The sequence below is a fragment of the Grimontia sp. THUN1695 genome (assembly GCF_059704325.2).
Genome location: NZ_AP046577.1, coordinates 268,147 through 281,550 on the forward strand (window position 1 = coordinate 268,147; position 13,404 = coordinate 281,550).

A 13,404-nucleotide genomic window follows, 5' to 3' on the forward strand; every position below is an offset into this window, starting at 1 on the left:
CATGGATGTGGTGACATGCTTAAAGACCCTGGCCCTCAGCAATATGAAATCGAGATGGTGACACTCGAACAGTTGGTCCCCAAAAACCATCTCGTTCGTAAAATCGATGCCGCCGTCGACTTTGAATTTATCCGCGACGAAGTCGCCCACCTCTATTGCCACAACAATGGCCGTCCGGCGATAGACCCCGTTCGCCTTTTCAAAATCCTGCTCCTAGGCTTCCTCTTCGGCGTCAAAAGTGAACGCCAGCTCGTCAAAGATATCGAGGTCAATGTCGCTTACCGCTGGTTCCTTCGCATGTCGCTAACCGAAAAGGTGATTGATGCGTCCACCTTGAGCCAGAACCGCCGCCGTCGCTTCAACGATACCGACGTGTTCGAGCGCATCTTCATCCGCATCGTCGAGCAGGCGATGAACAAAGGCATGGTCGAGGGACGCGTCTTATTTACCGACAGCACTCACCTGAAAGCCAATGCCAACAAGCGTAAATACCGTAACGAACTGGTGAAACAAAACGTCAGTGCTTATGCCGAGCTGTTAGATGAAGCGGTTGACGCTGACCGTGCAGCAGAAGGAAAACGCCCACTCAAACCGAAAGATGGTCACATTGAGAAAAACACCAAAGTCAGCACCACCGACCCAGACAGCGGGTTCATGACACGGGACCAAAAACCACAGAGCTTCTTCTACCTTGACCATCGCACCGTCGACGGCAAACACGGCATCATCCTCGACACCCATGTCACGCCAGGCAATGTGAATGACGCCCAACCGTATATCGCCCGTCTGGATACCACGTTAGCGCGCTTTACGCTCTCGCCTGTTGCCGCCGGGCTTGATGCCGGTTACTTCACCGCGACTATCTGCCATGAACTGGAGCAGCGCCAAATGCTGCCGGTGATGGGATACCGCCGGCCGCACCGTACGAAGAATCCTATCAAGAAAAAGCACTTTCATTACGACAAAGAGACGGACCGCTATCTCTGTCCTCAGGGACAGGAGCTGGTTTACAAGACCACCAACCGTCAGGCATACCGCGAGTATCACTCTGACCCACAGATATGCAAAACCTGTCCGCTGCGCGATGATTGCACCAAGAGCAAGAATCACAAACGGGTGATAACCCGGCACCTGTTCGAGAAATCGGTAGAGAATGCCAATGCCTTGAGGCTGACAGCCTGGGGAAAGAAAGTGTACCGACGACGGGCAGAGACGGTGGAGCGAAGCTTCGCAGATGCCAAACAACATCATGGCCATCGCTATGCGAGGTTCCGTGGTCTGTTGAAAGTACAAATCCAATGCTGGTTGGCGGCAGCAGCGCAAAACATCAAGAAGATAGCCTTACTGGAGGCTTATCTTCGAAAAATCGGGCTCAATACACGGCAAATAGTCCAGATAGTGACGCAATTTAGCGTCTATGGGCTAAAAGCAGCCTGAACATAACAATATGGAAAAATAGCGCGATCGCGGCCTTCGGCCGCTAACAAAAGAAAACCCCGCTTGAAAAAGCGGGGTTAGTCAGCAATCTGAGGCTTCCTCTGGAAGCCTTTTTTTTATCTAATACAACACAGAGTTTATTAATTGCACTTTTATTTTAACGCTGTATAGTGCATCGCCTTAATGTAAGTATGGCTATCAATTTTCAACCATACGATGCGATTTTTGCGCCGGTAGGATGAACTTCTCCTGCTTCGCAGCATCTGACAACGTGATCTTCTGGGCACAGGGGTCACAATGTCTGGATTCGATAGTGGAAATCTCATTGGTTAACTGGAGTTAGCCAGTGAAATGGGCCATATTGTTATGCCAGACAGGCACACGAAACTTACTGGTGCCTGCAACGGATGCTCGCCAGGAAGGAAAGTAGTTGAACGTCCATCTCGGGGCTTATGCTGCCGTGTGAGTTAATCTCGTGCAGTAAAAAGACCAAACAGATTCAACTAGAAGAAAGTTGTAAATACTCAAGGAGTAGAAGAATGCTGATTTTGACTCGTCGCGTCGGCGAAACGCTGATGATTGGTGATGAAGTGACTGTGACTGTGCTGGGCGTAAAAGGTAATCAGGTACGTATCGGTGTAAACGCGCCTAAAGAAGTGTCTGTTCACCGTGAAGAAATCTATATGCGTATACAGGCAGAGAAAGGTAACCCAGCACCCACTGGTGGTAACTTCTAAGCACTGTGCAAGATGTTTTCAGAAAGGCCAGAGTTGTACTCGGCCTTTTCTTCTTTTTATAGCCGATAAAAAAACCGATAGCATTAATCTCGCTTTTCTTGCCAGTGATCAGATAGACCAAGTTTGCTCATGTCGTTCATTTAAAATGCAATTGGTGGGAATTTTGTCCGGTTATCGCGTGGAGTGGCGGAGAAGTGTGCAAACGCAACGGGGTTGCCGGTTTTTCCCGATAAAATGTTTGACATATTCTTGGCTCAAAGTAATATGTGCCTCCGCAAGACGGTGAGGTGGCCGAGAGGCTGAAGGCGCTCCCCTGCTAAGGGAGTATACGGTTTGTAGCCGTATCGAGGGTTCGAATCCCTCCTTCACCGCCATTCTTGCACTGCGCGTCCGTAGCTCAGCTGGATAGAGTACCTGGCTACGAACCAGGCGGTCGGAGGTTCGAATCCTCCCGGACGCGCCATGATTTTTTCTTTGGTGGATGCCGGAGAATAAGCCCGAATTGTTGTGCGCTCGTAGCTCAGCTGGATAGAGTACCTGGCTACGAACCAGGCGGTCGGAGGTTCGAATCCTCCCGAGCGCGCCATGATTTGTGCGGTGAGGTGGCCGAGAGGCTGAAGGCGCTCCCCTGCTAAGGGAGTATACGGTTTGTAGCCGTATCGAGGGTTCGAATCCCTCCTTCACCGCCATTTGTAAATACGTTGCGCGCTCGTAGCTCAGCTGGATAGAGTACCTGGCTACGAACCAGGCGGTCGGAGGTTCGAATCCTCCCGAGCGCGCCATCCTAACCCTTACCTTGATTGATATCTGTTTCAATCAGTGCCTGCGCGTCCGTAGCTCAGCTGGATAGAGTACCTGGCTACGAACTAGGCGGTCGGAGGTTCGAATCCTCCCGGACGCGCCATTTCCTTTTCCGCATTTTTATTTCATCTTTTCGACTAACTCTCCATTGTCTCAAAAAGCTGACTTAGCGTAGCATTTTCCCGTTTCTGCATTTTCGCTGGTTTTCGGCCGAACTTTGTCCCATCACACTGAAAAACGAGATTAATTGCATGAAAACCTGCGGTTTTATGTGGTGATCTTTCTGCAACAAGAATAACGCCTATTTACCACTCCGCTTTTAACAGTGCAGCAACAATTTCGCGTCTTTATTGCGTTAGAGGCCGAAAATGGAGCAAATGATGAGTACAGCAGGATTGTCATCATTGCTTTTTGTTAGTATTTTGACCAACAACTTAACTGAGTAAGTAAATTCTCCACAAAATGTAACACGCCATTTTGTGGGAATGTGTTTTGCTGCCCGGTGTTTGGAAGACAGGGTAGCATCAGCAGGGAAATACGCATATGGATTTGGGTAGTACACTCCAACACGCTGCCACACTTATGCTGACAGGCATGGTGGTGGTTTTCGTTTTTCTTACTATTTTGGTTGGTCTGGTCAAACTGATGTCCCGTTTGATCCCCGAAGAGTTGCCGCCGCAGGCAACCACCGCCACGCCCCCCCCTTTAAGTAACAATCATGGCCAGATATCCGGGGAAACCATTGCCGCTATTTCAGCTGCTGTTCATAAATATCGTAACCGTCAGCGCTAGCTGATGTGAAACATACAATTACAAGGAGTTTTGTCGTATGTCTAAGCCACTTGCTATTACAGACGTTGTCTTGCGTGATGCGCATCAATCGCTGTTTGCGACCCGCATGCGTCTGGACGATATGTTACCGATAGCCGCTGAGTTAGATGATGTCGGTTACTGGTCATTGGAAACCTGGGGCGGGGCAACGTTTGACGCCTGTATCCGTTTTCTGGGCGAAGATCCCTGGGTTCGCCTGCGTGAACTGAAAAAGGCGATGCCCAAAACTCCCATGCAAATGTTACTGCGCGGTCAAAACCTGTTGGGTTACCGCCATTACGCGGATGACGTGGTGGAGAAGTTTGTTGAGCGTGCGCACGCCAATGGTATGGATGTGTTCCGTATTTTTGATGCGATGAATGACGTGCGAAACTTTGAAAAAGCGGTGAAATCGGCGGTGGATGTCGGTGCTCACGCACAGGGTACGCTCTCATATACTACCAGCCCTTACCATACGATTGATACCTGGACCGATTTGGCGAAACGCCTGGAAGATCTCGGTTGCCACTCTCTGTGTATTAAAGACATGTCTGGCTTGCTCAAGCCTTATGAGGCTGAAGAGCTGATCAAGCGCATCAAAGCCTCTTGTGATATCCCTCTTGCGCTGCATTGCCATGCGACGACCGGCCTTTCTACGGCAACTGCGGTTAAGGCGGTGGAAGCGGGGCTGGATGTGCTGGATACAGCGATTTCATCCATGAGCCAAACGTACGGCCACACCCCGACTGAAACCGTGGTCGCCATGCTGCAGGGCACCGAACGTGACACTGGGCTGCAACTTGAGAAGATTGAACCCATCGCTGCCTACTTCCGTGAAGTCCGTAAAAAGTACGCCAAATTTGAGGGCCAGCTGAAAGGTGTGGATTCACGTATCCTGATTGCTCAGGTGCCGGGCGGCATGCTGACCAACATGGAAGGTCAACTGAAAGAGCAAGGTGCAGCAGATCGTCTCGATGAAGTGTTGGAAGAAATCCCACGCGTTCGCGAAGATCTGGGATACATCCCATTGGTCACACCGACCTCCCAAATCGTGGGTACGCAAGCGGTGATTAACGTACTGACCGGCGAGCGCTACAAAAGCATTACCAAAGAGACTGCCGGTGTGCTGAAAGGCGAGTATGGCGCGGCACCGGCGGCGGTGAACAAGGCGCTTCAGACGCGGGTGCTGGATGGTGGTGAAGCGATTACCTGCCGCCCAGCCGATCTGCTTGAGCCTGAACTTCACATCTTGACTGATGAACTGATTGCAAAATCCAAAGCTGAAGGTATTTTGCTGGCTGAAGCACAGGTTGATGATGTGCTGACCTATTCTCTGTTCCCACAGGTTGGTCTGAAGTTCCTGAAAAACCGTGGAAACCCGGATGCGTTTGAGCCTGCACCGGGTACTGAACCTGAAGTCGCACCAGTGCCAGCAACTGCACCAGCATCGGCTGGCGACACAGAAGCTTACAGCGTGCAGGTGAACGGTCAGGTTTATGATGTGATTGTTGGCCCGCAAGGTGAGCTGACATCGGTTACACCTGCGGCGAGTGCACCAGCGGCAGCCCCGGCTCCCACCGCAAGTGCTTCTGAGGCCGTTGCTGCACCTCTGGCCGGTAATATCTTCAAAGTGGTCGCGAAACAAGGGCATCAGGTTCAGGAAGGCGATGTGCTGCTTATTCTGGAAGCGATGAAGATGGAAACAGAAGTTCGTGCAACCCGTGCCGGGATTGTGCAGGACGTGATGGTGAAAGAGGGTGATTCTGTCACTGTCGGCTCACCGCTGCTGAGTCTGGCGTAAGAGGGAAAACATGGAAGGTTTGTTAATCCTCTGGCGTGAAACAGGTCTGGCTAACTTTGACTTTGGCCAGCTGGTGATGATCACCGTAGGTTGTATCCTGTTATTTCTTGCCATCCGCAAGGGCTTTGAGCCCTTGCTGCTTTTGCCAATCGGCTTTGGTGCTATCCTCGCGAACATTCCAAACGCCGGCTTTACCGAGCCGGGCGGGGTGCTGTATTACATCTATTACGTCGGTATTGAGTCAGGCATTTTCCCGCTGCTGATTTTCATGGGGGTCGGTGCGATGACCGACTTTGGCGCGCTTATCGCCAACCCACGGACCCTGTGGCTGGGAGCGGCCGCGCAGTTTGGTATTTTCGCTACCCTGTTTGGGGCGATTTTGCTGAATCTGGTACCGGGGATGGAGTTTACCCTGGCGGATGCGGCCTCTATCGCTATCATCGGGGGCGCAGATGGCCCAACTGCTATCTTCCTGGCCAGTCGCCTGTCGCCAGATTTACTCGGCGCGATTGCGGTGGCAGCCTACAGCTATATGGCATTGGTGCCGATTATCCAGCCGCCTATCATGAAGCTGCTGACCAACGAGGAAGAGCGCAAGATTGAAATGCAGCAGTTGCGCCATGTCTCGAAGACAGAAAAAATTATCTTCCCATTGGCTGTACTGATGATGGCGATTTTGTTCCTGCCATCAGCCACTCCGCTGGTAGGCATGTTCTGTCTGGGTAATTTGATGCGTGAGTGTGGTGTGGTTGACCGTCTGTCGAACACAGCACAAAACGAATTGATTAATATCGTCACCATCTTTCTCGGGCTGGCGGTGGGCTCGAAGCTGAAGGCAGATGCATTTCTGCAGTTTGAAACCCTCGGCATTCTGGTGCTGGGGGCGGTGGCATTCAGTATCGGTACGGCGGCAGGTGTTTTAATGGCGAAGCTTTTGAACAAGTACAGCAAAGATAACATCAACCCACTGATTGGTGCGGCAGGTGTGTCAGCAGTACCGATGGCAGCGCGGGTCGTGAACAAGGTGGGGCTGGATTCAAACCCCCACAACTTCCTGCTGATGCATGCGATGGGGCCCAATGTGGCCGGTGTACTGGGCTCGGCAGTTGCTGCCGGCGTTCTGCTTGCACTGGTTGGCTAGACCCAAATAGCACATTCACTCAAATAATAAGGCGGAAGGCATTGAGTCTTCCGCCTTTTTTATTAACACTGGACGCTAACGCTGGCGTAGAAAAGGATGAAACCATGCCCCAGAACCTTCAACTTGTGATCACTGCTTTCGGTGAACCTGACACGCTCAAACTGCAAAAATCCGACATTCCAACCCCATCCGAAGGCGAGGTACTGGTGAAAGTGGCCTTTGAAAGTGGCCTTTGCCGGGGTCAATCCCATTGATGCTAAAACCCGTGCCGGACTTGGCTGGGGCGCTGAAAAAATTAAAGACAGCCTGCCCTGGACTCCGGGGTTTGAGGCGGCAGGGGTCGTGGTTCATGACAGTGGTATATTCAAAGCGGGCGATCGTGTTGTCGGGCGCATTGTGGAAGGGGGCGGCTATGGTCAGTACCTTTGTGCTCCGGCGGATGCACTCTCTTTGATTCCGGAAGAGGTCACTCTGGAGCAAGCCTGCACATTGCCCGTGGCGGGATTGACTGCGCTTCAGGCGCTGGAACAAGTGAATGCCGGAAAAGGCGATAAAATACTGATCCTTGCCGGGGCAGGCGGAGTGGGACACATTGCCATCCAGCTCGCCAAGGCAAAGGGCGCTGAAGTTTACGCCAGTTGCTCTGAAAAAAACCTCGCCTTTGTGGAATCTTTGGGCGCCAGGGCGCTGGATTACACCAAGGCACCCGTGGAAGAGCAGGTTCAGGATATTGATGTGTTGATCGATTTGATGGGGGGCGATGTCGGTGAAGCGGCATTGGCTGCCGTTAAAGTGGGCGGGCGGGTTGTCACCGTGCCGACAATAACGGCTCCACGCATCATCGAGGCGGCGGAAAAACGGGACATTGATGCCCAGGGCATGCTGGTTGAACCGAACACGGCGCAGTTGGATGCGTTGCTGAATGCTATTTCTGATAACATGCTCAATATTGAAATCAGTCAGATTTATCCGCTTGAGCAGGGTGTTCAGGCGCACATTGTTATCCAGAGCGGCAGGACCCGAGGAAAAATGTTGTTGGAGATCCCCCAGTCATGAGTCGTTACGATCACTATGATGCATTGATTTTCGATTTGGATGGCACCTTGCTGGATTCGATGCCGGCGCATTTTGCTGCATGGCAACAAACAGCGGCAGACTTTGGCTTTTCAGTTGACGAAAGCTGGTACCACACCCGTGGCGGCAGCCCGACGATCCTGACGGCAAAAGCGCTGGTGGACACGCTGAAGCTGGATGTTGATCCACAGGTGCTGGCCGACAGAAAGCTACAGCATTTTGCGGGATTGATGGAAGACCATCTCGAAGTCCTCCCTTTTGCGGTGGTCGCCCGTCGCTATGCCGGTAAAAAGCCGATGGCAGTAGGTACCGGGACATTAACCAATATCGCCGTCAGGATGCTGGAAAAGTCCCAACTTCTTCCCTTGTTTGACTATGTTGTTGGCGCAGATCAGGTCGTTGCCCACAAACCGGCGCCGGATACCTTTCTTCGTTGTGCGACGCTTTTGAATGTGTCACCGGAAAAATGTCTGGTATTTGAAGATGCGCAATTTGGCATTGATGCCGCCGCATCAGCCGGGATGGATGTCATTGATGTCAGGGTGACAGACATTGGATTGGATTAACGGGGAGTCTGCACTTTGGGTGTTGTTATCCACCGGTTTTCTGAGTGCAACCTTATTGCCCGGTGGCTCTGAAGCTAATCTGGTTTACCTGCTGAAACAGAGCGAATTTGGTGTCGGCATTCTGGTGCTTGTCGCTACCCTTGGCAATACGCTCGGGGGAATGACCAATTACTGGATTGGCCGTGTGATCCCTGTGCGAACCCTTGAACAAAAATATGGTCAAAAAGCCATTAACTGGCTTCAACGCTACGGGTACTGGACACTGCTGTTCAGTTGGCTACCAGTGATTGGCGATCCGCTTTGCCTTGCGGCTGGGTGGCTGAGACTCAAACAACGTTGGTGCTGGATCCTGATTGCGACCGGTAAGGCACTGAGATATTTGATCCTGTCGCTGATCACCCGGGGCATTTTGTTTTAACTACCGAAAAGGACAGTGTGTGCGTTACTTAATCCTTTCTGCAGCCCTGCTTGGGCTATCGGGATGTGGCATTTACCAGACATCAACAGATGCGTCACTTCCTGAAGGCATCACCTTTGTTGAAGAACAAAAACAAGCAGGCGGTGATGTTCCTGCCATTCCTTATCAGAAATACCAGCTTAATAACGGCCTGACGGTTGTTCTCCATCCGGATCATTCTGATCCTCTGGTGCACGTTGATGTCACCTACCATGTTGGATCTGCCCGGGAAGAGCCGGGTAAGTCTGGATTCGCCCATTTCTTTGAACACATGATGTTCCAGGGCTCTAAGCACGTTGGTGATCAGCAGCATTTTAAAACTGTCACCGAGTCCGGCGGCAGTGTCAATGGCGCTACTAACAGGGATCGCACTAATTATTACCAGACGGTGCCTGCCAATGAGCTGGAAAAAATGCTGTGGTTGGAATCGGATCGTATGGGCTTTTTGCTCGAAGCCGTTTCGCAGCGCAAGTTTGAAATCCAGCGTGATACAGTGAAAAACGAACGGGCACAGAGTGTCGAAAACCGCCCTTATGGATTGGTGCATGAAACGCTGGCAGCTGCCCTTTACCCCCCTACTCATCCTTACAGTTGGTCAACTATTGGTTATGTCGAGGATCTCAACCGGGTTGATGTTAACGATCTGAAAGCCTTCTTTCTTCGCTGGTATGGGCCTAACAACGCGACACTGACCATTGGTGGTGATATCGACATCGACCAGACGCTGGCGTGGGTGAAAAAGTACTTTGGCGATATTCCAAGGGGACCAGAGGTGAAGGCGGCCGATAAATGGCCGGTGACCATTGATGCTGATCGTTTTGTGACGCTGGAAGACAATATCCGCCAACCGATGCTGATGATGAGCTGGCCGACCGAGTACCCCGGTGCAGAATCACAGGTTGCACTCGACATGTTGGGCTCTGTGCTGGGACAGGGGAGAAACAGCCTCCTGTATCAGGATTTGGTGAAACCGGGAAAAGCACTCAGTGCCAGTGCCTATCAGGATTGTGCTGAACTTGCCTGTAGCTTTCAGCTTTACGTATTGGGCAACCAGGGACAAAGCCTGAAAGCGCTTCGCGAAGACGTGATGAAAGTGCTGGATTCGCTCAAGGTGCGCGGCATTAAAGAGGACGACCTGGCGCAAGTGAAAGGTAGCGCAGAAGCCAGTGCTGTGTTTGGCTTACAGAGTGTTCAGGGTAAGGTTTCACAGCTTGCCTCCAATGAAACCTTCTATGGCGAACCTGACCGTCTTGGCCGTTGGCTGGCTGAACTGGATGCGGTGACGACCCAGGATGTAGAAGCAGCATTTAAACGTTTTATCTGGCACCAGCCTTCAGTGAATGTGTCTGTTGTCCCCGTCGGTAATACCGCATTGGAAGCTGCCCCTCAGAATTTTACGGCCGTCAGAGTGAAACAGGTTGCTGGCGGGAGTGAAAAAACACCGATGCGTTATACGCCGGAGACCATTGATCGCAGTACGCCACCGTCCCCGAATGGCGCGGTTACTGTCAATATGCCCGAACTCTATCAGGCTACCCTGGAAAATGGCATTGAAATCACCGGGTCGGAATCCAAGGAAACCCCAACGGTTACGGTACATTTGGTGCTACAGGCAGGTAGCCTGATGGAGCCGGAAGGGAAGAATGGTCTGGCGTCACTCACTGCGGACTTGTTGGCAGAAGGTACCACCAACCGTACCAGTGAGGAGATCGCAGCAGAACTTGATCGCCTCGGCTCCAGTATCAGCGTTACCGCGTCTTCCAGAAACACCATCGTCAGTGTTTCTTCCCTGAAAAAGCATCTCAGGGAAACCCTGATACTTGCTGGGGATATACTGTTTAACCCTAAATTCAGTGAAACCGATTTTGACCGTTTGAAAAAGCAGTCACTGGAAGGCATCCAGTTTAGTCACCAAACACCACAATGGCTGGCCGGGCAGGCAAGGCGAGAAGTGCTCTATGCTGACCCTTGGCATGCTCTGCCTTCTGAAGGAACAAAAGAAACACTGAGCCAGTTGACACTGGACGATGTGAAGCAGTTTTATGCTGCGCATTATACGCCGGACAACGCACGCTTGATTGCGGTTGGCGACATTGATAGACAAACCTTACTGGCAAAACTCAATGGACTTCGTTTATGGCAGGGCAGTAAAGCGACTGAGCCTGCGCGTGTAAAACCCAAGCGCTATTCGCAATCGCAAATCTGGTTGGTGGATAAACCCGGGGCACCACAAAGTGTGGTGCAAATGGTACGTCATGCCATGCCCTATGACGCTACAGGGGAAATGTTCCAGACCCAGTTAGCTAACTTTAACCTGGCGGGCAATTTCAATTCGCGCCTGAATCTCAACTTACGGGAAGACAAGGGCTACACTTACGGAGCGGGTGGCTATGTTGTAGGAAATCAGGATCATGGCCGTGTTGTCTACCAGACGCAAGTACGTGCTGACAGCACGGTAGATGCGGTGCGGGAAATGCAAAATGAATTGCGCACGATGGCAGAAAGTGGCATGACAGATGAGGAACTGGCATTCCTGCGTCTCGCGGCTGGGCAAAAAGATGCGCTCAGCTATGAAACACCTGGGGATAAAGCCGGTCTTATTGACAATATGTTGCGTTACCAACTGCCGCCAGATTATAAGGCGCAGCAGAAAAAAATCATTGAGACGGTGAGCAAAGACACTCTCAATAAACTGGCTGCCAAATGGTTCAGGCCTGAAGACTATCAGATCATTATTGTGGGTGATGCAGCATCGCTTGAGCCGGCATTATCGACACTGGGACTGCCCGTAAAACGTTTAGTGATTGAGAATTAAACACTAAATCGTGGCAGGGAAGCTAACAGCGGAAACAGTGAGATGGCATTTGCATGAAAAGGTGATTATGCTTAGCCATCTTACTGCTTTATTACAATAAACGAGTGCAGCCTTGACTAGTTTCTCAAAAAGGTTGGAAGCGTTTTCTGAGCATCCGGAAGCGCTAAAAAGCATTGGCCGGGGTGTTGAGCGTGAAGCGTTGCGCATTACACCACAAGGTGCCTTGTCATCCGACACCCACCCGAAAGCGCTAGGCTCTGCCTTGACGCACCAGTGGATCACTACCGATTTTGCCGAACAGTTACTGGAATTCATTACGCCAGTTACCTATTCCGTATCGGAAATGCTGTCCCAACTGCAAGATATTCACCGCTTTACCTACCGCGCATTGGGTGAGGAATCGCTATGGCCGTTATCCATGCCCTGCTACGTAGGTAATGAAGATGACATTATGTTGGCACAGTATGGATCTTCCAACATAGGAAAGATGAAAACCCTCTACCGTCAGGGACTGAAGCACCGCTATGGCAGCGTGATGCAAATCATCTCCGGGGTACATTTCAACTTTTCTTTCTCATCAAGCTTCTGGCAGCAGTTGTTTGGTGAGCAGGCGTTGTATGACAGGCAGGAATCCGTGTCTGAGGCTTATTTCGGTTTGATCCGGAACTACTACCGCTTTGGCTGGATGATCCCTTACCTGTTTGGTGCGTCTCCGGCGCTGTGCGGATCGTTTGTTAACAAAACCGATTCAACACTGGCCTTTGAAACCGTCGGCAATGGCACCTACTACCTGCCATATGCCACCTCATTACGCCTAAGTGATTTGGGGTACACCAACAATGCGCAAAGCAGCCTCAAAATCGGATTTAACAGTCTGGAGCAGTATCTTCAGGGCGTGCGTGCCGCGATTGGTACACCGTCAGACGATTTTTCCAAAATTGGTGTCAAAGACGAAAATGGCTATCGTCAGCTCAACAGTAATGTATTGCAAATTGAAAACGAGTTGTATGCACCTATCCGCCCCAAACGCGTCGCGAAAAGCAGTGAAAAGCCGTCTGAAGCACTGGAACGTGGCGGGGTAGAATACATTGAAGTCCGTTCGCTGGATGTTAACCCGTTCAGTCCGGTAGGCATCGATGAAAACCAAGTCTACTTTCTGGATCTATTCCTGACCTGGTGCGTGCTGTCAGAGTCCGAACCAATGACTGATTGCGAATTGCAGTGCTGGCGCGAAAACTGGAACAAGGTAGTGTTGGAAGGACGCAAGCCGGGTCTGACCCTGCAAATTGGCTGTGAAGGTGAACAACTGACACAGGCTGAATGGGGTCGCAGAGTATTTGCAGATTTGGCAGAGCTGGCCGTTGTGATGGACAAAGCATATGGTGGTGAGAAGTATCAGGCTGTCTGTCAGGAACTGGTCACCTGGTTTGATGAACCAGAGAAAACCCTGTCAGCGAGATTACTTAATGCGATCCTTGAGAAGAAAAGCATTGGTCAGGTGGGCCTGTCTATCGCCAATGATAACCGTTCCCTGTTTGCCGACGGTGATTACCTGTATTTTTCGGCCCAGCAATTTGAAGAAGAAAGCCAAGCCAGCCTGAAACGTCAACAAGATGTGGAGCAAAGCGATGCTATCAGCTTCGATCAGTATCTGATGGCGTATTTTGGTGATAGTGTATCGCTTTGATACGATACCTCTTTTATAAAAAACAGGCTGGTATCCCCAGCCTGTTTTTGTTTGTCTACAAAAAGCATAAATAGAAAG

The 13,404-nt window shown here is 51.2% G+C and carries 9 protein-coding genes, 6 tRNA genes and 1 pseudogene; all 16 read left to right on the forward strand.

Going from position 1 to position 13,404, the window contains the following annotated elements; translation table 11 throughout:
- The first annotated feature begins 15 nt into the window (after window positions 1-15).
- The 16 genes and pseudogenes from AC6IB1_RS04700 to gshA all read left to right on the forward strand — a co-directional run bounded on the left by AC6IB1_RS04700 (window position 16) and on the right by gshA (window position 13,326).
- A complete protein-coding gene (locus tag AC6IB1_RS04700; RefSeq protein ID WP_497568020.1) occupies window positions 16-1,437 on the forward strand; it encodes an IS1182 family transposase in 1,422 nt (473 codons plus the stop codon).
- 539 nt (window positions 1,438-1,976) lie between these two features.
- Entirely contained in the window at window positions 1,977-2,174 is a 198-nt protein-coding gene (gene csrA / locus AC6IB1_RS04705; RefSeq protein WP_002537591.1) for a carbon storage regulator CsrA, read from the forward strand.
- A gap of 281 nt (window positions 2,175-2,455) precedes the next feature.
- Window positions 2,456-2,548: transfer RNA gene (locus AC6IB1_RS04710), tRNA-Ser, on the forward strand.
- Window positions 2,549-2,560: 12 nt separating this feature from the next.
- A tRNA-Arg gene (locus tag AC6IB1_RS04715) sits at window positions 2,561-2,637 on the forward strand.
- A 46-nt stretch (window positions 2,638-2,683) separates the two neighbouring features.
- Window positions 2,684-2,760: transfer RNA gene (locus AC6IB1_RS04720), tRNA-Arg, on the forward strand.
- A gap of 10 nt (window positions 2,761-2,770) precedes the next feature.
- Window positions 2,771-2,863: transfer RNA gene (locus AC6IB1_RS04725), tRNA-Ser, on the forward strand.
- A 16-nt stretch (window positions 2,864-2,879) separates the two neighbouring features.
- Window positions 2,880-2,956, forward strand: a tRNA-Arg gene (locus AC6IB1_RS04730).
- A 45-nt stretch (window positions 2,957-3,001) separates the two neighbouring features.
- Window positions 3,002-3,078 (forward strand) — tRNA-Arg (locus AC6IB1_RS04735).
- Between the two features lie 440 nt (window positions 3,079-3,518).
- Window positions 3,519-3,767: an oxaloacetate decarboxylase subunit gamma gene (locus AC6IB1_RS04740; protein WP_497568021.1), complete on the forward strand. Its 249-nt coding sequence runs from the start codon at window positions 3,519-3,521 to the stop codon at window positions 3,765-3,767.
- Window positions 3,768-3,804: 37 nt separating this feature from the next.
- On the forward strand, window positions 3,805-5,586 hold the full coding sequence (oadA, locus tag AC6IB1_RS04745; protein ID WP_497568022.1) for a sodium-extruding oxaloacetate decarboxylase subunit alpha: 1,782 nt from the start codon (window positions 3,805-3,807) through the stop codon (window positions 5,584-5,586).
- 10 nt (window positions 5,587-5,596) lie between these two features.
- A complete protein-coding gene (locus AC6IB1_RS04750; RefSeq protein WP_497568023.1) occupies window positions 5,597-6,727 on the forward strand; it encodes a sodium ion-translocating decarboxylase subunit beta in 1,131 nt (376 codons plus the stop codon).
- Window positions 6,728-6,831: 104 nt separating this feature from the next.
- A pseudogene (locus AC6IB1_RS04755) lies at window positions 6,832-7,783 on the forward strand (NADP-dependent oxidoreductase).
- A complete protein-coding gene (locus AC6IB1_RS04760; protein ID WP_497568024.1) occupies window positions 7,780-8,367 on the forward strand; it encodes a beta-phosphoglucomutase family hydrolase in 588 nt (195 codons plus the stop codon). Before AC6IB1_RS04755 ends, AC6IB1_RS04760 begins: the two are co-directional and overlap by 4 nt.
- On the forward strand, window positions 8,354-8,785 hold the full coding sequence (locus AC6IB1_RS04765; protein ID WP_497568025.1) for a YqaA family protein: 432 nt from the start codon (window positions 8,354-8,356) through the stop codon (window positions 8,783-8,785). Before AC6IB1_RS04760 ends, AC6IB1_RS04765 begins: the two co-directional genes overlap by 14 nt.
- 19 nt (window positions 8,786-8,804) lie before the next feature.
- On the forward strand, window positions 8,805-11,639 hold the full coding sequence (locus AC6IB1_RS04770) for a M16 family metallopeptidase (RefSeq protein WP_497568026.1): 2,835 nt from the start codon (window positions 8,805-8,807) through the stop codon (window positions 11,637-11,639).
- A 133-nt stretch (window positions 11,640-11,772) separates the two neighbouring features.
- Window positions 11,773-13,326 (forward strand): glutamate--cysteine ligase, encoded by a 1,554-nt coding sequence (gshA, locus tag AC6IB1_RS04775; RefSeq protein WP_497569088.1) that lies wholly within the window; start codon window positions 11,773-11,775, stop codon window positions 13,324-13,326.
- Window positions 13,327-13,404: the final 78 nt, after the last annotated feature.